Below are 23192 nucleotides of genomic sequence, written 5' to 3' on the forward strand. Positions count from 1 at the left end.
TGTTTACTAAAATAACTTTATCTTCAGATAATATTAATCCACGCTAAAAACTTGGTGATGGAACAGCTGATCAACGATTTCATGAGATGTCGCTGACGACCCTAGCTCCAACCCTGATAAATCAAAGTTCTCTAATGCCACGGACATTGTGTTGCTGCCTTCTCCAGTAATCGTCAAGTTCAGAGTATCTTGGGCACTATCGTAGTCTGCGCTTACGTGTTCCAACAGGTTATCCATATCCGTTGTGTCGTCACCGACAAACTCAAGAATGTCACTCAAATCCAACTTGTCTTCATCCAGCCTAAAGTCTTTAATCACATCTCTTGATGACGTCATGTCCAGTGATTCTTGAGTAAAGGTGAAGGTGTCAATACCCTCTCCACCTGTCAAGATGTCACTACCTAGACCTCCCGTCAGGATATCGTTTCCGAGCCCACCAACCAGAATGTCATCGCCTGCGCCACCACTCAACGTATCTTCACCTGCTTGTCCTAGCAAAATATCAATGCTTTCGCCACCAGTGATGCTATTCGCAAACTCATCTCCCACCGACGCATGGCGCTCAGTTTGCACAATATCGGTGCCAGAATCGTTCAATGTAAGTGTAAAGACGTTTTCACTTATGCCACCTTTACCATCAGACACTTTAAACAAGAAATGCATATCCGCCTGCTGGTCACCCTGTAGAGTAAGTTCATCGCTTTGAGTAAAGCTATAACTGCCATTGGATGACACTTCCAAAGTACCGAACGCTGTCTGGATATGAAGTTGACCATCTACGTCACTGGTTGAAGAAACTAACGGCTGATTTACGGTTACACCGTGCAGATCTGCGCCCAACAGAGTGAAATCGCCTTCTGCCAAAGAAATGGTCATGCTATCACCATCAGCGTCCTGGCTTCCCGCCAGTAACTCGCCGGCAATTGGATCGGGAGAGAACTGGTTTAGGTACTGCCCCAAGTCTTCACCTGAGTCGATAAACACCACTTTGTCGCTAAGCTCATCTAGAGCCTCTGCTGCTTTGACATTATCAGAGAGAGCAATACCAATCCCATATACCTTGGCGTCATGAGTCTGTTTGTAATCCTCCCAGCGCTCGTCTAGATCAGGAGAAGTAACAGCGCCCTCGCTAGGGTTGGGTTCGCCATCTGAGATAAAGAATATGGTGTCCTTACTCTCAGACGGTTTTTCTGGACCGAAATAGTCCCAACCATCCTGCCAAGGGTAAACGGCATTACTTGCCTCACCAGGCTCCATTACAGCCTCTAAAGCTTTATCGTAATCCGTATTGGTACCGTATTCTACGTCACACCAGTTGCGCACATATTCTGACACTTCATTTTGGAAACTTAAATCGTTTGGATCACGGCCATTCATCTCTGGTGGGCGTGTCATCAACTCAACTTCACTCAAGGTCAGCCAGCTATGTGTGGATGTATCTCCGTCGAAACGTACCAGGCGGATATAGGTATTTGATTCTCCTCCATCGGCAATCATGTTTTCAACCATGGAATGTAACGCTGCTGCTGCTTTGTAAGCTCTCGATTCAGTTTTCGGTGCGGTTGCCTCACGACCCACGGTATTTTCACCGTCAAAGGTGCGGGTCATGCTGTTCGAGTGGTCGAACACTACCGTCACTTTATTGATCGGTAGGTCTTCCATCTGAGCATAGCCCTGAACTGGAGATGAGGTTGGGGCATGGTTCTCAGTGACATTCAGGATAACCTGAGTTGTATCGGTATCCACACCATCGCTTGCAGACACTTCCAACTGATACGTTTGCTGAGTCGAGTGATCCAGTTTTACACCATCTTTCAGCCAAATCTCACCGCTATTCGAGTCAACACGGAATAGGTCAGCATCACCACCACTCAATTCATACTTTATGGTGTCACTGCCATCCGGATCAAACGCTTCCACCTGGCCGACTAATACCCCAACTTCTTGCTCAGCGACGTCAAAGCTTGCTGTATCTTCTGTTGGCATACCGTTGGCATCGGTGCCATGGGTTTGGTCTGTATCACCGACACTGATGAATTCTGGTGCGCGATCTCGGATATCAATGGTAACTTCGCTATTTGTAGTATCACCGTCAGCATCAATAACCGTAACGTCAAGCTTCTCTTGTTGATGACCTACAACATTGCTCGCTTGATAGTCGTAGTGACCATTTTCAAAGTTAATGGTCAGCTTGCCGTGGTTGGTATCAATTTGCGCCAGAGAATGATCCGATATTTTCGTGCCATCGCTGGTAGTGACATCACCGTTTATTTTGTTGTAGTAATATATCTCGCCATCGATAGTGATGTGATCTACCCACTGAGCATCACCGCCATTGTCATCCAGAAGGTTACCTTGCAACTGGCCTGAGACCGTTTTGCTAAGCAAATCCCCAATCTGAGAATCATCTACAACGACAATAGCACTGCCTTTATCTGTCGCGATCGACTCCAGGTGTTCCAGAGACGCACCATTACCGATACCGACAGACCAGATATTTTCAACATCCTGACCGCTACTGCTGATGCCATTTTCCATCGCATTTTGCAGAATGATGCCCTCTTCTTCAGAAGTAGGCTGAACCCGACCATTCACTATGTCCTGATAACGCTGTTCACTTTCAAAATCATCTGATGTTGACCACTTAATCAAGTTTTCACGGGTTTGAATTTCTCCCACGTTCGTTTGATTTGTCCAATAGGTAAAATCGGAAGGTCGACCATCTGAGATAAAGTAAAGCTGGGTATCGGTATTACTAAGCAATGCATCATCTTCTGGATCACTAAGTATTTCATTTATTTGGTCAACGGCCTGGTTATATGGCGTCGATGCATATGGATGTATACCAGAGATAAAGGAATCAATGGCCTCGGCAGAATCTAGCCACTCAGAAATCTGGCCAGATGGTTGTCCGCTGTAAGTTGCAATTCTAAAACTTACTGGACCCAAATCTTGGTATTGCTCAAACATTGACTTAATAGAGTCTTGAGCAAGTTGCCAGCGAGTAACATATTGTCCGTCTGCATCTGTTACCCAGTCGAGCATTGATTCTGACGCATCAAGTGCAATCACAACACTATTACTTTGTGAATCAACATCATTTATTTCGTAGTGAGCTGAAGACGATGACGGTAATGAATCCGTCACATTCAGATGCAAGGTGGCACTCTCAGACTGACCTCCGGCATCCACCTCTACGCTAGCGCGGATATCCAGCATGTCCGCCCCCTGCTCCGCATGATCAAGAGGCATATGTTGATCAACTGTGAAATGACCCGTTTTGCTATCTATGTTGGCTTGAACCACTTTGATGCGGTCGGCACCTGTTCCAGTATAACCAGTTAGAGTGCTCTGATCTGCACTCACTTCAAACACAACCTCTTTACCATCACTGGTGAAACCACCTAGGTTTTGATCGGCGTTGAAGTGATATTCAGCCTCCGTTGCAGAACCGAGGTTTGCGATAAAGTTGCCTTCAGCATGTACGCCAGTATCCGTATCAACTTGAGATTCATCCAATGCTGCGTGTGCATCACTGAGCGACATAGGCTCACCCATCACACTAACGGTAACTTCTGCTTTATCAGTCAGGCCGTCGTCATCACGGATGGTGTATTCGAAGGTATAATCTTTCACTTCACCCGTTTTCAGGGTTTGTTGATCAGCTGGCAGTGACTCTAGGTACTTGGCCGCATCAAAGACCAATTTACCATCTTGCAGACTGAGGAAACTTTCTGATGGATAGTCGATAATAGTCAGAGCGTCACCATCCGGGTCGCTGTCATTCGCCAGAACATCCAGCTCTAACGTGCCTGAGCCGTTGGTCTGGTAAGCTTCATCAAAGGTCGTCAGGTCCGCTGATACCTGAGTAACAAAGTACTCTGAGCCTTTAGGATCAATGACACCGTCTTTATAGCTGGTAGTAGACATTTCAATACTATCGAAGAAACGCCCATCTGCATTGATGTTGACTACTTGATTACCACCACGGGTACCTTCAAACACACCTGTCGCAACCAAGTCACCTTTGTAGTAAGCCTTCCAAACACCGCGCTCAATACCAGGCTCCCAGCTACCGTTCGAAGTGTCTGTCCATAGGTTTTTCACTTCAACTTCAGCATGATCGGCAACCTGACCATTAGCGAAGGAGAAGCGCATTGCTTCACTTTGTCCAGTTGCATCATCATATCGAATCTGACCATCTTGAACCCGGTCTGAGCCGCTGTCTAGCGCAGAACTAACGCCATATTTGTGGTCACCGTCACCAATATAATCAACTTTCGATGCATCAGAAACCTTGTTTCCAGATCGAGTATCAATCACATAATAATCAACTGTGATATCAGTGCTATCATCCCAGTTGCTCTGGTCAAGTGTCTTGGTTGTTTTTTCAATGCCCTTATCATCTTCAGCAATAGGGGCTTCATTAATATCGCGAACCAACACTTCGACCTGAGCGGTGTCTTTACCGCCAAACTGGTCACGAGCTTCCACTTCTAGCTGGTAGTTATCGATAGATTCATGGTCCAGATTTGCACCATTTTTGACACTGATCTCACCAGTAAGACTGTTGATTTCAAACAGTTCGCTATGACCGTTTAAGTGATACGTTATCTGACTGTCCTGATCGACATCGAATGCATTTACTTTTCCAATTACACCCGATTGACTGTTTTCATCAACGCTAAACTGGTAACTATCGATGTCGGTTTTACCTTGAGCATCCAGACCAAAGTTGTCATTACTCCCACTAACAAATTCAGGAGCATCATTAGTGCCCGTAATATCAATCACGATCTTTTGTTGGGTGCCATCGTTCGCCGTGAGAGTGATGGTGTCTTGCACCTGGTCACCCTCGTCCAACTGTTGAACCTGGCTTTGATCCAGCGTATACGTCCACTTTCCATCCGCCAATACTAGCTCACCGTAGGTGCCCGTAACGGTAGTGTTGCTGAACACTGGCTCATCGCCATTATCAACATCAGAGATAGTGATGGTGCCTGTTGCGGTCGCGACATCACCGAGGTTGCCTTCGCTCACCTTGCCAGTAAACGTACCGTCAACAATAGGCGCGTCTTCGGTGCCCGTAATATCAATCACGATCTTTTGTTGAGTGCCATCGGTCGCCGTCAGGGTGATGGTGTCTTGCACCTGCTCACCCTCGTCCAGCTGTTGAACCTGGCTTTGGTCCAGCGTATACGTCCACTTCCCATCCACCAATGCTAGCTCACCATAGGTGCCCGTAACGGTAGTGTTGCTGAACACTGGCTCATCACCATTATCAACATCAGAGATAGCAAGGGTGCCGGTTGCGGTCGCGACATCACCGAGATTGCCTTCGATCACCTTGCCGGTGAACGTACCCGTCACGACTGGCTTGTCTTCGGTGCCCGTAATATCAATCACGATGTTTTGTTGGGTACCATCGGTTGCCGTCAGGGTGATGGTGTCTTGCACCTGGTCGCCCTCGTCCAGCTGTTGAACCTGGCTTTGGTTCAACGTATACGTCCACTTTCCATCCAACAATACCAGTTCACCGTAAGTGCCCGTCGCTGTAGTGTTGCTAAACACTGGCTCATCGCCATTATCAACATCAGTAATAGCAATGGTGCCGGTTGCGGTCACAACATCACCGAGATTGCCTTCGGTCACCGACCCCGTGAACGTACCGTCAACAATAGGCGTGTCTTCGGTGCCCGTAATATCAATCACGATCTTTTGTTGGGTGCCATCGGTCGCCGTGAGAGTGATAGTATCTCGTACCTGATCACCTTCGTCTAACTCTTGAACCAGACTTTGATCCAGCGTATACGTCCACTTTCCATCCACCAACACCAACTCACCATAGGTGCCCGTAACGGTAGTGTTGCTGAACACTGGCTCATCGCCATTATCAACATCAGTAATAGTAATGGTACCTGCTGCGGTCACAACATCACCGAGATTGCCTTCGGTCACCTTGCCCGTGAATGTGCCCGTCACGACTGGCGCGTCTTCGGTGCCCGTAATATCAATCACGATGTTTTGTTGGGTGCCATCGGTTGCCGTCAGGGTGATGGTGTCTTTTACCTGATCACCCTCGTCCAGCTGTTGAACCTGGCTTTGGTCCAGCGTATACGTCCACTGACCATCCACCAATACCAACTCACCGTAGGTGCCCGTAACGTTGGTGTTTGCAAAAATCGGATCGTCGCCATTATCGACATCAGTAATAGCAATGGTGCCTGTTGCGGTCGCGACATCACCGAGATTGCCTTCGGTCACCTTGCCCGTGAACGTGCCCGTCACGACGGGCGCGTCTTCGGTGCCCGTAATATCAATCACGATGTTTTGTTGGGTGCCATCGGTCGCCGTGAGGGTGATGATGTCTTGCACCTGCTCACCCTCGTCTAGCTGTTGAACCTGGCTTTGGTCCAGCGTATACGTCCACTGACCATCCACCAATGCTAGCTCACCATAGGTGCCCGTAACGGTAGTGTTGCTGAACACTGGCTCATCGCCATTATCAACATCAGAAATAGTAATGGTACCTGTTGCGGTCGCGACATCACCGAGATTGCCTTCAGTCACCTTACCGGTGAACGTGCCCGTCACGACGGGCGCGTCTTCGGTGCCCGTAATATCAATCACGATGTTTTGTTGGGTGCCATCGGTCGCCGTGAGAGTGATGGTGTCTTGCACCTGATCACCCTCGTCCAGCTGTTGAACCTGGCTTTGGTCCAGCGTATACGTCCACTTCCCATCCACCAATGCTAGCTCACCATAGGTGCCCGTAACGGTAGTGTTGCTGAACACTGGCTCATCGCCATTATCAACATCAGAGATGGTGATGGTGCCTTTTGCGGTCGCGACATCACCGAGATTACCTTCGGTCACCGCCCCCGTAAACGTGCCCGTCACGACTGGCGTGTCTTCGGTGCCCGTAATATCAATCACGATGTTTTGTTGGGTGCCATCGGTCGCCGTGAGAGTGATGGTATCTTGCACCTGGTCACCCTCGTCCAGCTGTTGAACCTGGCTTTGGTCCAGCGTATACGTCCACTTCCCGTCCACCAATGCTAGCTCACCATAGGTGCCCGTAACGGTGGTGTTTGCAAAAATCGGATCGTCGCCGTTATCAACATCAGAGATGGTGATGGTGCCTGTTGCGGTCGCGACATCACCGAGGTTGCCTTCGGTCACCTTGCCGGTGAACGTACCCGTCACGACTGGCGTGTCTTCGGTGCCCGTAATATCAATCACGATGTTTTGTTGGGTGCCATCGGTCGAAGTGAGAGTGATGGTGTCTTGTACCTGATCACCCTCGTTCAGCTGTTGAACCTGGCTTTGGTCCAGCGTATACGTCCACTTTCCATCCACCAATACCAACTCACCATAAGTGCCCGTAACGGCAGTGTTGCTGAACACTGGCTCATCGCCATTATCAACATCAGAGATAGTAATGGTACCTGTTGCGGTCGCGACATCACCGAGATTCCCTTCAGTCACCTTGCCCGTGAACGTGCCCGTCACGACTGGCGCATCTTCAGTGCCCGTAATAGAGATCACAACTTCATGCTCAGTGCCATCTACAGATAAAACGGTAATACTTCTGATGATTGGGTCACTGTCATGATCCAAAGCCTGCACTTCTTCGTGCTCATTATTCAGCTGATAATTCCAGTTACCGAAAGCATCAATTGAGAAGACGCCCCAATAACTATCTTGAACCTCACTCTGTGATTGGAATAACGCTTCACCTGTATTTGGATCAGTGACACTGAGGTTGCCAGAAGTTCCAAGCGTCACGTCTTCTTGAACGGCACCTCTATCTTCACCATCAATCAACGCTTCAGTTTCACCAAGCTCTGAGGTTGTGAATCGAGAAATATTAAATAGCGTTGTACTTTGCTCTGTCGTCACGCCGGCGGTTTCAAAAAAAGTACTTGCTAGTACTTCTGCCCCCGTTCGTTCAACAGTACCAGAGGCCGTCAAACTTGAACCCGTAATTTCACCAGCTTCAGTAGCATATTCATCACCTAGTTGACTCGGGTCTTGTCCTTTTTCGATGGCCTCTAATATTTTCGCAAGCTTGTCGGTAGAATCAGTTTGAGCTTCACCTTCTGTGTCAGCAATATATACATGCTGAGGTTGGATCTTCCCCTCTACTAATTCAACGACCACTTCTCCCGGTAACAAGTTTTCTTTAGACGCAAAAGCTTTAATTTGACCATCTAGGCCGATTACAACATAGGTTTGTGCGGTTAATTTTGATGGTCCAACCAAGAGCTTATACCTCATTTAGTAAATACAAAAATCTCAAAGTCCATAAAACTAAGAAAGTAATAAGACTTATTTTCAAGAAGCGATATACACAATTGGGCGTAAGCTAGCATCAATTAACCCACCTAAAACACGCAATTATCCTATCAATAATTTTCATGTTTTAAATTTGTTTTATTTTGCACCGTAAAAACATATGTTATGCGACCTATTTTTAATATTCTTTAAACTTGTCATTAAATTTTCATTGAAATAGCAGCTTACATTCCAAAAAAGCAAGCACAGGGAAACGTTTGCCTTGGGTAACATTAGTAATCTTTAATATTTATTTTTGAAAAATAACTGGCGTTAAATTATTTGGGGAGATTTTAGTGAAGCTAAGTAATATTAGTATCGCGTGTTTTGGTTTGCTAATACCACTGGTTTCTAGCGCACAAACTTTAGAACAAGCAATAGCGACAACATTTGCAACGAACCCTGATATCAAAAGTGCGTTTAACGAGTATATGAGTAGTCGTTATATTATCGATAAATCACGTGGAGCATATAAACCTAGTCTCGATATTGACGCGGGTATCGGTTACGAGAGCATTCACCCTTCCGACTCTACTGGTAAGAGTGATACCGAGATGACCCGCAAAGATATGGCAATTACTCTTACCCAGTTGATCTGGGATGGTTCAAAAACCCTATATGACATTGATCGTACCTCTGCAGATGCAGAGTCTGTGCGTTATCAGTTACTTGCAGATGCCCAAAATGTTGCGTTAGAAGTCATCAAAGCTTATTTGGATGTAGTAAAAACACAAAAGCTGACTGCGCTTTCCACTAGCAACCTAAACACACATAAGCGAATTTATACTGATATTAAAAAGCGTACAGAGTCAGGAATTGGCTCAGTTGCCGACCTTAACCAGGTTAAAGCTCGTTTAGCAAAAGCTCAAAGTAATGTTTTAGCTGCACAAAATAACCATAAAGACGCTCAAACAGCATTCTTTCGCTTAGTTGGTGAGGCACCAACTAACCTTATTTTTCCGCACGCAGACCAGAACTTTATCCCCAATTCTCTAGACGAGGCCCAATCGCAGGCTTTTGACAATCATCCTGTCATAAAAATAGCACTCGCAGATGTCGATTCTGCCAGGTTCCAATATAAACAAGCGGATGCAAACTATTTCCCAGTCATCTCATTTGAAGCGAAACAAAGCTGGAACGATGATGTAGGAGGAGTAAATGGTCTCAACTCTGAAACACAAGCAATGCTCCATGTCCGATACAACCTTTACAACGGTGGCCGAGACTCTGCAAACAGTGACAGTATGGCCTACCAACTCAATAAAGCGAAAGACCTCAGAGAGCGAGCATACCGAAGTGTGGAGCAAGAGCTCCGCCTTTCTTGGAGCGCTCTTGAGCTGACTAAACAACAAAAGTCTTTTTTAATACAACACGTTGATTCCATGTCAAACACCGTTATTGCATACCAAAAACAATATCGTATTGGAAAGCGCACCCTACTTGATCTGCTGAACACTGAAAACGAGTTGTTTGAATCACGCAAAAACTACTTAGAAACACAATTTGCACAGCAATACGCACAATATCGGACCCTGACTTCAACCGGGCAGCTTTTAGACGCATTGCGCGTCGACATACCGGAAGCGTGGACTCAATCGGTGGAGTACTAAATACAATGAAAAAGAACCTTCTAATCACTCTGGCTTTAATCATAATTAGTCATCATAGTGCGTACGCACAAGATGAGCTGACGTACATTCCTATACCAAAGGCGAATCAGATTGCTGACCTAAACGACTTGGACAAAGATGGTGTGATAAACGCTCGTGATCTTTGCGCAGGCACTCCAATAGGGGCAGAAGTGGACAATGATGGTTGTGAAACCTATTTGCATAAAGAAGAGCAATACCAACTTAAGATTTTGTTTGATAATGACTCTGCTCTTATTAACCAAATTTTTAAAAACAAGATAGATGAGTTGGCTGCATTTCTTAAAAAGTATCCAACCACTTCTATAGAGATACAAGGATACGCAAGTAAGGTAGGACGCGCAGAATACAATTTAAACCTATCTCGCCATCGTGCAGAGAATGTACGCAATCTATTGATAAAAAAAGGAATCCCGGGTGACCGCCTCGCAATTATTGCTTTTGGCGACACACAGTTAGCAGAGCCGGGTATGGATCGTGTCAGCCACGCATTAAACCGCCGCGTTACTGCCACTGTTGTCGGCCAGCAAGGGATGGTTAAAGATGAGTGGACGATATTCACTACCTTCCCAGAAGTAAAATAAACTTATACCCCTGCTTATTTGCATAGATGAGTGGGGGTATTTTCATGTCATTACGCCTAACTAATTAGACACAACTAATAAAACAAACACTAACATTAATCATAACTCACTAATATTATAGTAAAAATTAAAAAGTGAGCCTTTACTCTATATTAGTAGTAATATATTAGAGTCAAAATGAAAACCACCAATACTTTTAAATGGGAAGAAGATAAGCCAATCAATAACACTGAGAGGTTTAAGCAATCACCTTTCTTCACCACAATATGAAATCAATTTATTATATAGCTTTAATAAATCAATCATCTATTGAGGAAACATAATAAAACATGACAGAAACATGTCTTCGTAGATTGAGCCAGTTATTAAAACATTACAAACACTCTCAAACGTATCAGGTAAACCTCGACGATTTAGAACTGGTTTTTTCAACTTCTAGACGCAATATATCTAATATACTGAGAATACTTGACAGCTACAATTGGATCCACTGGGAGCCAGGTCGTGGCCGTGGGAAAGCCAGCACACTAAAAGTGACGGTAACAATACACCAAGCCCTCTACTTTACGATTCGTAATGAAATCAACAATGGTAGTTTTGACGTCATCTCGAGGTTACTTGAGCATTACCGTAGCACCGCTGTAAGCGCACTTAGCCAAGCACTCGCAGAAGTTTCAGAAGAAAACAAAGATTCAAATACACTCATCGTCAGCCAGTATCCTTGGGTAGATGAGCTAACCCCTTCACTGACTTATCGTTTTTCAGAACTGCAGGTAATACGCAGCTTGTATGACACCCTATTTACCGTTGATCACTACGGTCAATTAAAAAATCACCTCGCTTGTGAGTACAAAAATGAAGGCAGTTGTATATATATTTGGCTCCGCCCTGATATCTACTGTCACGATGGGCTAACATTACAAGCAGAAGATGTCGTACACTCTTTAAATAAGCTCATTACAACAGATGGTCCCGTCCAAAAATTACTTCAGCAAGTCACTCGTATCAGCTTCGATAATGCCAAACAAGCTATACGTATTGACTTAAAGCAGCCTAATAACTTATTCATTTACTGCTTAGCAACCGCAAATGCGTCTATCACTACTCGACGTCAGAAGAGCTTTAAAGGTCGCAGTATCACAATAGGTACTGGCCCGTTTGTACTTAGGCATTGGGATACCGACAAAATAGTACTGAAAAAACATCATAACTATTTCGCAAAAAAGGCATTATTGGAGCAAATCACGCTCTCTCATCAGGGGACTGAGCTGGATCAATACATCAGTTATAATCAGGAAACTGACGATACCGAATGTTATATGATTCAGGCATTTTCTTTTCTAGCACGTAACCGTCGCGCCGAGTGCTCACTAAGCGAGCAAACTTGGCAGCGCCTATTTTCTTTTATCGAGAGTCGTAGATTTGAATTTGCCAAAGCGAATGGCTTGGAAACGATGCACATTCTCGATGATAGCTCTCACAACGAGAATGTTCCTCAGCTTGAGGGAACGTTGGTCATAACCCATCCAAAGTGGACGATTGATTATTTAAGTAAAGCGAACCAATGGATCGTAGATTTAATCCGTCAAACTGGGTTGCATGTAGAATTTGTGGAGCTAACTGACGCTAGTAATCCTCAACTTGTAAAAGAACAAGCCGACTTGCTCTTTGTCGAAGATGTCATTGAGCCACCTTTAACCTATGGAATTTATGAGTGGCTATTAACAGGTACAGGTATTCGATTTGCTCTTCACTCTGATGAATTTGAACAGCATGTTAATCACGTACACGATGCAGTCTCAGATCCCACGCCTGAAAAACGTTTGGAGGGAATACTCTCGGAGCTCAGAGCTGATACAACAATCTTACCATTGTTCTGGGGGCAAGAAAAAATCACCAGAGCGAAAGGTGTAAGCGGTGTTCAACTCCGTAAATCTGGGTACAGTGATTTCTACAAACTAAGAGTCAGAGCCGGACAAGACTAATCTATTAGAAGCTTCTGTTTGCTAATTACTTTTGTAATCTACGATGTGAGTTTTCAAAATAATGCTTAATCACACTAAGCGAGCACAAAATTGAACTCACCGACGACTCGACCATCAATGTTGACAGGCTCAAACTGCAAATAATTACGGGCTTTTCCGCCCCACCACTCGTTACCACTTCGCCCTTTCAAATAAAGCTGAGTCGTTAACAGCTCTTTCTCTCCACGCCATAGTTTGACGTGGATGTGGGGAGGTCGAGAGCTATATGGAACCGGAAATAACGTTTGAAAAAGGTAATTCCCATCTTCGTCAGTTAAAACTGCACCAAAGCCTGCAAAGTGAGGATCAAACTTATTATTGTTAGGTTGATTCGGGTGTTCATAGATGCCTTGTCCATCACATTGCCATATTTCTATTTTCATTCCAGACAATGGGTTTCCTGCTGTATCCATTACCTTACCCTGAAGAAAAATGGGCTCACCAATAAGACCTTTCGACTGCAAAATCAAATTTTGACGAAGTGGCACTGGAACCACGGGATAAAACGGCCCTTCCGTTTGAGGCGGTGTCGGCTTCATTGGGCTAGCGGATTTTAGCGAAGGCGCAAATATTAGCGACCATAAAGCTAAGAAGTGTCGACGTTCCATATCATCACCAGTGATTGTTTACCTTACTTAAGTTTGGTGATTCTTGATGATTTTTCCAGCGTAGCAGTACACTACAACAAACATGCCTCTGTTCAGGGCAACGCTGAACAGAGGCATTTACAAATTAGCTACTAATAATTAAACGGCTTCAAAGGCTAGTGCTTTCTTCTCTACCTGACGGAAGATAAGAGTGAGCAAACCATTTACGGTTAAATAAAATGCGCCTGCAATACCAAATACCGTCAACGTATCGTAAGTTTGTGCGTTAATGCGCTGCGCGTAACCCATCAGATCCATGATCGTAATCGTGCTTGCTAGTGAAGTACCTTTAAAGACTAAAATCACTTCGTTCGAATAAGCCGGAACGGCACGACGAATAGCGTATGGCAGCAGCACTTTTAGCGTTGCGGTTTTGTTCATCCCTAGAGCACGACACGCTTGCCATTGACCAGAAGGAATCGCGTTAAACGCGCCTTTAAACAGCTGAGTGCTGTACGCCGCGGTATTCAGTGCTAACGCTAACATCGCACAGAACCAAGGTTGGCTTAACCATGTCCAAAAAACACTTTCTCTCACTACATCAAACTGACCCGGACCGTAGTAAACCAAGAAGATCTGTACCAACAAAGGCGTACCAGTAAACAAGGTGATGATGCCACGGCTTACCCAATGCAAACCCGGAGTACGTAGGATCAGAGTTAGCGTCATCATCAGAGCTAAGAGACAGCCCACAATCAAGGAAGCGGCGGTTAATTGAAGGCTAGTGCCCAAGCCATTCAGCATTTGCCAAACGTGTTGTTCGTTCATGCGGTCGCCTCCTGTCCCATGCTCATGCCTTGAATTGAGAACTTCTTATCAATCAGTTTGACGGCACGTTGCGTAATCAAAGTAATGCCTAAATAAATCGCCGCAGCGGTTGCGTACCATGTAAAGGCTTCATGAGTTGCTGCCGACGTTAGCTGCGCTTGCTTCAACAAATCCGTTACGCCAATCAGTGATACAAGCGCGGTATCTTTCAACAGAACCAACCATTGGTTAGTTAAACCTGGTAGCGCGTGTCTTACTGCTTGTGGCAAAACAATGCGAACAAAAGCATGTGCCTGACTGATGCCGAGTGCACTTGCTGCTTCTCTCTGCCCTCTTCCAACGGCTTTTAACGCGCCACGTAGAGTTTGAGAAGCATAAGAAGCGAAGATCAATGACAACGCCACCACCCCAGACAAGAACGGGCTAACTTCAATAAAGTCGCCGGTGATTAAAAACAGAACCTGCGTCGAACCAAAATAGATGAACAACACGACAAGGATTTCTGGCAAGCCACGCACAATCGTCACAAATGCCGTCATTGGCCATTTAACGAAAACGCGGCGAGACATTTCACCACTGGCGAATACCACTGCCAGAATCAAACCGACTAAAAGGCTTGTGAAGGCAAGCTGGACAGTCATCCAACTAGCTTGAACAAGCGATAAAGAGTAACCCGTTAGTGCCATATTACTTACCGAAGTACTTGTTGTAGATTACGTCGTATTCGCCGTTCGCTTTCACTGTTTTCAGTGCCGTGTTCAGCTTGTTCACTAGCTCATCGTTACCTTTGTTTACTGCGATACCGAAACCGTTACCGAAATATTTAGGGTTGGTTACGTGCTCGCCCACGTATGCTAGATTGTCTTCTTTCTTGAACCATTCAGCTACGACAGCTGTATCGCCGAATACAGAATCAATACGACCGTTCTTCATATCGATGAATGCGTCTTGGTAGCTAGAGTAAGGAACCGCGGTTACGCCCGGCATTTGCTCAATCAGGTAACTTTGGTGTGTTGAACCGTTTTGAACACCAACGCGCTTACCTTCTAGTGCTTTTTGATCAGCAACTTTTTCTTTGATAGAAACAAACGCTGCTGAGTTTTCATAGTATGCATTCGTGAAATTCACTTGCTCCAAACGCGCCTCAGTAATATCCATTGCAGAGATAGCCGCATCGTAGCGCTTGAATTTTAATGCAGGGATCAGGCTGTCAAAAGATTGATTGTGGAAGGTACATTTTGCTTCCATTTCTTTACATAGTGCGTTCGCCAGATCCACATCAAAACCTTGAATTTGGTTGTTTTCATCCATGTATTCGAACGGTGCGTAAGTTGCTTCCATCGCGAATTTGATCTCTTCTTGTGCTGCTGCGTTTGCTGCCATAGTTGCAGAAGAAAGGCCGATTAGTGAAGCTAGTAGAATCTTTTTCATTGCAATACTCCGTGTGTACTTAGTGGGCTGACACTCGCAATGACAGCCGAGCTTATCTGTTAAATAGACTGAACTTTAAAAACGTAATTTAGTGATTTAGGTAGTCAGCAAACTGGGCGGTTTGCGGGTTAGAAAACGAATCATTTGTGCCGTGCTCGACGATGTATCCTTTTTCTAGATACAGTACGTGGCTAGCGATTTTTTTAGCAAAATCGACCTCATGCGTTACTACGAATTGGGTGATGCCAGTTTCGCTTAAATCTTTAATAATCTTAACGACTTGGTTAGTAATTTCCGGATCAAGCGCAGCGGTCGGCTCATCAAAAAGCAAGACTTCCGGTTTCATCATCAATGCACGAGCAATCGCCACACGTTGTTGCTGACCACCAGAAAGCTGCATCGGCCATGCATCCGCTTTGTCTGCCAAATGCAGCGTTGCGAGAATTTGCATTGCTTGGTTCTTCGCTTCTTCTTTATCCATGCCAGATACTTTTACCGGAGCCTCAATCAGGTTCTCCATCACTGTCATGTGCGGCCATAAGTTGTACTGCTGGAACACCATGCCTACTTTACGACGAAGTGCTAAACCTTGTTTCTCTTTGATTTCAGTAGAGAAATCAAAAACATCATTTGCGATGTTTAACTTGCCGTTATCCGCCCCTTCAAGAAGGTTAAGAACACGCAGTAGAGAGCTCTTACCTGCGCCACTTGGACCGAGTAAAACCAGTGTTTCCCCGCTTTCACACTTAAAGCTGACATCGTGAAGCACTTGTGTCTCACCGTAGGATTTATTGATTCCGCTTACCTGAATAGTCATGCTGACATACCGCATTAATTGTCACTTGGTATTTATATTACTCAATTGGACTTTTTATGCAATAAAAATGTATAAAAATTTAATTTGTTAATTTTTTGTATGATCAGCAACCACCAAGACAGAGTATCTGACTGGTTTGAAGAGTTAGTTTTAACTGAATTTGTTGAAGAAGAATCCAACAACATGGTGACGACCGAAACAAGGTTAAAATGGTGGTTACTTTTGTGCTGACGTGTAGAGGAAGCTTTGAGTCTATGAGGATGATCTATTCCAAGTACACCCGCTCATTTTTGCACAGCATCCCCTGTTGATTTTCCTGTAAAATCCTCAATCGGCGGGGTACTGATTACGGCTTCGCGAATGGACTATAATTTCTCTTTGTACTCTGACTCTTAATTTGAGTCATCTAAGTATTAATGGGATAACTCCATGTTGAAGTCGCATTGTTTTTCTCTCGTTACACTCATTTCTTTGAGCTTGCTTTCTGTACCCAACGTTTGGAGTAGAACAGCAATCGTGTTACCTGGGTTGCATGAACAGGGTATTGATCTTCAAGATAAGCCTATCTCTGCTGCCGCTGCACTTGAATGGGAGTTGGATAATGCCGATATCGTGTTTGGAGCTTACGAAAATAAGAGTGATAACGAGCGTGTAAAAGCGCTTGGTTACATGTACAACCAAAAGCTGGAACTTAACTCAGGTTGGCTGGAAAACGATATACGTAACCAAGCAGAAATAAATAACATCGATTATGAGGACTTTTTTCTTCATTTTTCGGAAGACACTATCCTAGCTGAAGTCGACTCAAGCCATGGTGAAAATACCTTACTCAATCGAAAACCGATGATTGTTGGTTATACGGCTAGTGCTGACCACGCCGGTTTTTGGCTATATCAACCACCGCCATGGGATGCTGATGTATTCGGTCAGGCGAATAATGGTGGTGCCCTCTATGTTTATCACTCAGAGAAGTTCGACCGCTTAACCCTTACGTTTTCCCAGTTTGCTCAAGGTGGCAACTTCATAATTGAATACCCTTCTGCCACCGATTCATTCGGTCTGGTAACAGAATGGAAAAACTTCGCAATTAAAAAAGACAAGACTGAGAACATGACTAAAAACCAAACGGTAAACTGGTCTGTTCCTTCGGATTGGGTTCGCGCTACGACACACGATGGTAGCGGACAAACCTATGGTGGCGGTCAGTATTTTGGGTCCACTTTTTTACGCGACGGCGGCCGCCTTTACGTTGCGAAAATTACTTGGCATGACGACAACATAGAAAACCGCCCACGCCTCGAAAACATTCAACTCAAAGATAGCTTCCCTGTCGCCAATGTCTCAGGAGCACCAACGGAGACACCTGAAGGTCAAACCATTCAGCGCTGGCGACAAATTCGAGGTTTTGACGAATCAGCCGATCGAAACCAAGATAATTATCTTTCTTGGCAAGAGTTCAAGAGCCGCTCAAATAAGAATGCAACCGCACGATTTCGTTGGGAGTCACGCGTTATTCCATTTGGTCGCATGTGGAATCAAACCTCTTCTTGGGCATTAACCAACCTCGGCAATCCCGATCTTGCCAACGCAATACACCACTATTACCAAGCTGAATGGGCGAAACAAGGTTTAAATGGTGCGTACAACGACGACACGAATAAGTTACTCGGAGAAAATCAGTTCTACGTTTATTCCGGTGGTACGGTGGATGAGCTTGGTTTGGTGGCGGGAAGCCAAGCCGCTGATGATGCATACAAAGCGCAATTCTCGGCGTTCTTAAACAAATTGGCGACGCTGGATGCGGATGCGTTAATTGGCCTCAACATAGGCACGGCCAACTTATTCGGTCGTAACGGCCAAAACCACTTGGTTGGTGCTGGCTCCTTGTACTTGCGCGAGCACTACCTTTTCCCTTCCACTGGCTTTAGTGGCTATGCTGGCTTGGCTAAGTTTTGGGATAACTCTGCTCTCGCCAAAGTTGGCCAGAACGTGATTTATCAAGCAACAACTCGTTATGGTCGCGTCCAATACTTTGGTGACACAGAAAACAATTGGAAGCAGGACCAATGTTCTGCACTAGTAGTGTTCTACTTAAACTATCACCCTGAGCGCAGTTACTTTAGTCAGTGGAATAATGGCTACCTATATGGAAGCAATAACACCACCGTTAACAACTTCTGGAAGGCAGGCGTACCAAAGAATATTGCTTATCAACCTAGCACCTTGCTTGCCATCGATTTAGGTACGCCAGCCAATCAAATCCCAGATGGGTATCAGGCGACTCCGCTAATGATGTCCACCAGCACGCCCTATTCCGCCGATTACACGGTGATTGGAGATGCTTCTATGAGCAAAGTGGCTCATCCTGACTTGCCTAATGGCGCTATCGAATTGTTACCAACCCATACGTACTTTGCGTATCGCTCAGACGATACGGTAGTGATGCATGGCCCTACGGAGATGGTGTTAGCCCGAGAATTCACCAAAGGCCGAGTGCTGTATCGGACTGATTTCTTTGGCAAGAATATCGATTACTTCTCCTCACCGAAGATAACTATCGCACTTCCAGAGCCTATGCGACCTGTAGATCAAGACGGTAACATCGGCGACTATGTTTCTCACATTGAGATCGGCGGCTACGAAGGGGTGTTCTTGCTGTATTAACTCCCTTTCAACCACTCTCACTAAACGCTTCATAAATCGCCGTTTTTATGCTTAACATCACTGAAAAAACCTTGTTCACTGAATCTTTATAAACCGATGTATATACTGAAGTAAATGACAACGACAAGGAAATTCAGTCACATGAAGACGACACCTTCAATGCTCTCTGTTCTGCTGCTATCAGCATTATCAACTCACGCAAATGCGGATGAATGTGGAAAAATAACCATCGCGGATATGAATTGGAATTCGGCCAGCTTAATGGCGCACATCGACCAATTTGTCTTAAATGAAGGCTACCAGTGCGATGCGGAATTGATCCCTGGTGATAGCGTTCCTACAGGCACCTCTATGATTGAAAAGGGGCAGCCTGACGTTGCGCCAGAGTTATGGACAAACGGTATTAAAGAAGCACTTGATAAAGGGATTGCGGATAAACGCTTGCGCATCGCTGGTGAGTCGCTTGTCAATGGCGGTGAAGAAGGCTTTTGGGTTCCCGCCTATCTGGTAAAACAGTATCCAGAGCTCGCGACGATAGAAGGCGTCATTAAACACGCCAAGCTGTTTGAACACCCTGAGGATGATGACAAGTTCGCCTTTTATAGCTGCCCTGCTGGTTGGACATGCCAAATCACCTCCGGTCACTTGTTTAATGCATTAGGGTTAAGTGAGCACGGCTTTGAGATGGTTGACCCAGGCTCTGGCGCAGCATTAGCTGGCACCATCGCCAAAGCCTATGATCGCAAAATGCCTTGGTTTGGTTACTACTGGTCACCAACACCCGTATTGGGCAAGTATGATATGGTCAAAGTGGATTTTGGTAGCGGAACGGATCTGGAAGAGTATCGCAACTGTACCACCCAGCCTGATTGTGCTTCACCAAAAGTAACAATGTACCCACCTTCTCCAGTTCGCACAGTAACAACTGAGGCATTTGCGAACAAAGAACCCCAAGCATTCGCGTACTTGCAGAAACGCGGATTTACCAACGAGCAAATGAGTGAAATGCTGGCCTGGATGGAAGATAACTACGCAGATGGTGAAGAAGCGATGTTTTACTTCTTTAATACCTACCCTGACTTATGGAAAGGTTGGGTATCTGAAGACGTAGCGATGAAGATCGAAAAAGCGCTCTAGTGATTGACGTCTAACTCGTACCAAATAATTTAGCCTCCCATACCGTTTGAATAAATAGTATTGGAGGCTAATCAACGATTCATTAATACATGGTGTGACCATTCAATGTTTCTTTAGGAATCTCTTGCAGAGCGTCCCAATGTTCGACGATTTTCCCATTATGATCAAAACGAAAGAAATCCATCGTCACGTATTCAATATCATTAGGCCATGTTTGGTGAGTGTGTAGTGCCACCAAATTCCCCTCAGCAATGGCTCGCACAAACGTAATGTCTTTATTGGGATACTCGTTTTGCATCCGCTCAAAATACTCGATAAAAGCCTCGGGGCCATTTCCAACTAATGGATTGTGCTGAATGTACTCATCGCCAACGTAGTCTTCAACTGCCTTTTTTGGATTACCTCGATAGGCGGTTTCGTAAAACGCAATGGCATTTCTTTTATTCTCTTGCAGATCCATTTTTCTTACCTGTGTTGCTCCATCTTGCGGATAACGGTAATCATAGTCTTTGAACTTCAGAAGTGACCGAACATCGCGCACAAAAAAGGCCGCTAAACAGCAGCCTTCATCACTTCTACTTGGAATCATCGCCTTTCATAGCTTAAACCACACCACCAGCACCGAGCATAGAACGCTCACTGTTCTCCACCAGCAACGCGGTTGCGGTTTGTTTCAGTGTTTCCCATTCTTGGTCTTCGACAAAGATACCATTTTGCCAAGAAGCTTGTTGCGTACGGCTTAACTCATCGCCTTCAATGTGGGTGGTATATCCTTGTGCACTTTTCTCGATATCGAAATCGTTCACGGAGAGCTCGATAACCATACTATGCAAATCCGTATCATGCCCATCAAACTGATCCGAGAAAAAGACTTCTGGTGCGATTCGTCCGCGGTTTAACACATAAAGCGTTCGCTTGGGACTAGAGCCATTGACCCATTGTGCGCGACACGCGATGCCTTTCGCAGAGAGCTTCAACAACTCACTGAAACCCAGCCAACGGTTATGACACTGTTTCAACGTAATAGTAATCGACTTACGGTTGATCATTTTCTCGAGCGCGAAATCCAACACAGCGGGTAAATGACACGCTACACTCCCGTTGTGCAGTTCTACCTCTATGCTTGACGGCGTACTGTTGTTCACCGATACGGCGCAGTCTGAATCTAACCCAAGAAACAGACTGGCGTTATTAAAATGGCGAACTCCGTGCAAGCCAACCATTTGCAAGTCCGCCACCATGTTCGCAATGACATCCGCCTCACCACAGTGACGGCGCATGCCAAGAAATGCCTTATTAACCGCGGCCACCAATTCGTTGTGAGAGACGATCATAATGCAAATCCTCCGTTGATTTTTTGATTGTCACTTTGCGCAATTTCTTCTCGTTCCGGCATGCTCGGGAAAATCCATGTGTCCGCCAGTTTAGGATCGTGAATTTCATCTAACAGCGGCGCACCTTGGAAGAAAGTTACTCGAACCCAACGATCCGAGCGAGGATCAAACTTAGTCGCACCAAAGATCGCCAACTTACAGCGCAATAAGTGCATTGGCAGTGCATCTTGGCGCAGCACGTTCATTTGAATATCACCCATTGCTCGATTACCTAACGTCCATACACGACGTGTGATCGAACGATAAGTCGGGTTCTGCAACAAAAACTCCGCTACGGACATTTCTTCATCACAACCAAGCAAGGCGTGGTACAAGCGATTCACTTGTCTGCCGATATCAAGCGGCAGCTCTTTTTCTTCTCCTGCTTCCTCCCCACGAACACCAAGCCTTGGCTCTTCTTTGTCTTGTGAGCGATACCAGAACCAGTAGTTGTTCTCGGCTAGTGAGTAATCCGCATTAATCGCCCAGCGGTATTTGCTTTGCAGCACCTCAAGTAAGTCATGGATCTTTTTCCCGCCCGGAATCGATAACGTTTCATCCGTATTCATTTGGCTGGCAAATTCGTCCACCAAAGATGGGTAGAGTTCAATCAAGCAAGAGGTGAGGATTTCTTGGGCTTCCACACTCATTGTTTTCTTATGCTCGACCAAACTCGCCCAGTTCGGATGTGATGCCATTAACGTTGTTAGCTCCGATAGCAGTTGTTTGATGTCTGCTATCGCTTGATGATTGAGCCTGTCTTGATGTTCATTGATGGTGATGACTTGCTCTAAATGACGCTGTGCTTTTTGCAGCAATCCTTGCAAAGGAGCATGGAACGACGCTTTACACGGCATCGCAAAGACTCGCGCTACCGCACGCTCGCGAGAGGTCATCCATTGGTCAACGATGCACGGGTGATTAATCAAGTATGGAGCCATGCCTAAGCCAGTCGCATTGCCGACACCAAGGTAGCGCTGCAAGCCACGGTGCAATGCCACCGCGTTGTCACCACCTTGCTGAAGTGCTAGGTAGTGCACCCAATCCAAGCTGAATTCACGCAACATATATACTGCGCACATTTGCGCACTAAAAGACTGGCTGAAATCTGAGTTGTTCTCTAGTAGTTTGAAATCGGCGATACCAAACTTTCCGTTACCATACACAGCAGTGGTACGAAGGATATACCCCACTTCCGCCAACTCTTTTGGCTCGGGCTGCTTGCCTTGAGAAAGAGCGCTAACAATGTGCTCAAACACGCGCACGCTTTTGTTTGCGCGAGCCAGAACAAGTACGTTGTTTGGATTACGTCCCGCTTCTTGCAGCGGTACATTTGCTCTCAATCTTTCCAACAAAGTAACATCAACATCGCCTTGAACCAGTGCGAATGTGACGTCCCACTTTTCAGCAATGACGCGGTCATTACGCTCGTCATCAGCAATTTCATCACAGAATACCACCAAATGATAAACGTGCTCTGGCGTGGTCAATTTGTAAATCACATGACCATAACCACGCGGACAAAGTTGCCACTCATGCTTGGTTACTTGCCAGTTTTGGCTTGCCATATTACGAATCAGACTACGAACAAAGCTGATTCGGTTTTGGTGCATTGCGCCAAGCCTTTCGGCTGCCATGACAATCGCTGCATCGCGCATAGTTGCTTCCGTATAAGTAGAACGATGTGCATCCATTTTGCTCACCACCTATTTGTTATTGTAAGAATACTAGGGTTTGTGCGGATGCAGGAGGAAAACACCC

General features: G+C 45.5%; 14 protein-coding genes. 5 read left to right on the plus strand and 9 right to left on the minus strand.

Annotated features, from left to right (window positions below; genetic code table 11):
- Positions 1-33: 33 nt before the first annotated feature.
- On the minus strand, positions 34-8280 hold the full coding sequence (locus MSG33_RS04430; RefSeq protein WP_248380007.1) for a VCBS domain-containing protein: 8247 nt from the start codon (positions 8278-8280) through the stop codon (positions 34-36).
- A 353-nt stretch (positions 8281-8633) separates the two neighbouring features.
- Between MSG33_RS04430 and MSG33_RS04435 the strand changes: the two genes are divergently transcribed.
- The 3 genes from MSG33_RS04435 (at position 8634) to MSG33_RS04445 (ending at position 12555) form a co-directional block, all read left to right on the plus strand.
- Entirely contained in the window at positions 8634-9947 is a 1314-nt protein-coding gene (locus MSG33_RS04435; RefSeq protein ID WP_248380009.1) for a TolC family outer membrane protein, read from the plus strand.
- Positions 9948-9952: 5 nt separating this feature from the next.
- The gene (locus tag MSG33_RS04440) at positions 9953-10570 is read left to right on the plus strand and encodes an OmpA family protein (RefSeq protein ID WP_199804406.1); all 618 of its coding nucleotides are present in this window, start codon (positions 9953-9955) and stop codon (positions 10568-10570) included.
- Positions 10571-10899: 329 nt separating this feature from the next.
- Positions 10900-12555, plus strand: a complete 1656-nt coding sequence (locus MSG33_RS04445) for an ABC transporter substrate-binding protein (RefSeq protein ID WP_065646165.1) — start codon at positions 10900-10902, stop codon at positions 12553-12555.
- A gap of 74 nt (positions 12556-12629) precedes the next feature.
- Here MSG33_RS04445 and MSG33_RS04450 read toward each other — a convergent pair whose 3' ends face one another.
- From MSG33_RS04450 to artP, 5 genes are all read right to left on the minus strand, one after another.
- A complete protein-coding gene (locus MSG33_RS04450) occupies positions 12630-13202 on the minus strand; it encodes a protocatechuate 3,4-dioxygenase (RefSeq protein ID WP_248380011.1) in 573 nt (190 codons plus the stop codon).
- A 138-nt stretch (positions 13203-13340) separates the two neighbouring features.
- A complete protein-coding gene (gene artM / locus MSG33_RS04455) occupies positions 13341-14009 on the minus strand; it encodes an arginine ABC transporter permease ArtM (protein WP_248380013.1) in 669 nt (222 codons plus the stop codon).
- Complete coding sequence (gene artQ, locus MSG33_RS04460; RefSeq protein ID WP_005388570.1) at positions 14006-14695, minus strand: arginine ABC transporter permease ArtQ; 690 nt, start codon at positions 14693-14695, stop codon at positions 14006-14008. The genes artM and artQ overlap by 4 nt, the downstream gene beginning before the upstream one ends.
- Before the next feature lies 1 nt (position 14696).
- Positions 14697-15440: an arginine ABC transporter substrate-binding protein gene (locus MSG33_RS04465; protein WP_005390934.1), complete on the minus strand. Its 744-nt coding sequence runs from the start codon at positions 15438-15440 to the stop codon at positions 14697-14699.
- An 88-nt stretch (positions 15441-15528) separates the two neighbouring features.
- Positions 15529-16257, minus strand: a complete 729-nt coding sequence (gene artP / locus MSG33_RS04470) for an arginine ABC transporter ATP-binding protein ArtP (protein ID WP_282450945.1) — start codon at positions 16255-16257, stop codon at positions 15529-15531.
- 429 nt (positions 16258-16686) lie between these two features.
- Here artP and MSG33_RS04475 point away from each other — a divergent pair, with 429 nt between their 5' ends.
- Together MSG33_RS04475 and MSG33_RS04480 are read left to right on the plus strand one after the other, a co-directional pair.
- Positions 16687-18921 (plus strand): hypothetical protein, encoded by a 2235-nt coding sequence (locus MSG33_RS04475; protein ID WP_248380016.1) that lies wholly within the window; start codon positions 16687-16689, stop codon positions 18919-18921.
- A gap of 141 nt (positions 18922-19062) precedes the next feature.
- Positions 19063-20058 carry an ABC transporter substrate-binding protein gene (locus MSG33_RS04480; protein WP_145535292.1) on the plus strand — a complete coding sequence of 332 codons (996 nt, stop codon included), beginning with the start codon at positions 19063-19065 and terminating at the stop codon, positions 20056-20058.
- Between the two features lie 82 nt (positions 20059-20140).
- On the opposite strand, the gene MSG33_RS04485 is transcribed toward MSG33_RS04480, so the two are convergent.
- The 3 genes from MSG33_RS04485 to MSG33_RS04495 form a co-directional block, all read right to left on the minus strand.
- Positions 20141-20518, minus strand: coding sequence for a nuclear transport factor 2 family protein (locus tag MSG33_RS04485; RefSeq protein WP_048625191.1), 378 nt, complete (start codon positions 20516-20518; stop codon positions 20141-20143).
- A gap of 142 nt (positions 20519-20660) precedes the next feature.
- On the minus strand, positions 20661-21392 hold the full coding sequence (locus MSG33_RS04490) for a DUF3726 domain-containing protein (RefSeq protein ID WP_053807550.1): 732 nt from the start codon (positions 21390-21392) through the stop codon (positions 20661-20663).
- Entirely contained in the window at positions 21389-23125 is a 1737-nt protein-coding gene (locus MSG33_RS04495; RefSeq protein ID WP_248380018.1) for a hypothetical protein, read from the minus strand. Before MSG33_RS04495 ends, MSG33_RS04490 begins: the two co-directional genes overlap by 4 nt.
- Between the last annotated feature and the right edge of the window lie 67 nt (positions 23126-23192).

The organism is Vibrio sp. 1CM7H, assembly GCF_023161645.1.
GTDB lineage: Bacteria > Pseudomonadota > Gammaproteobacteria > Enterobacterales > Vibrionaceae > Vibrio > Vibrio diabolicus.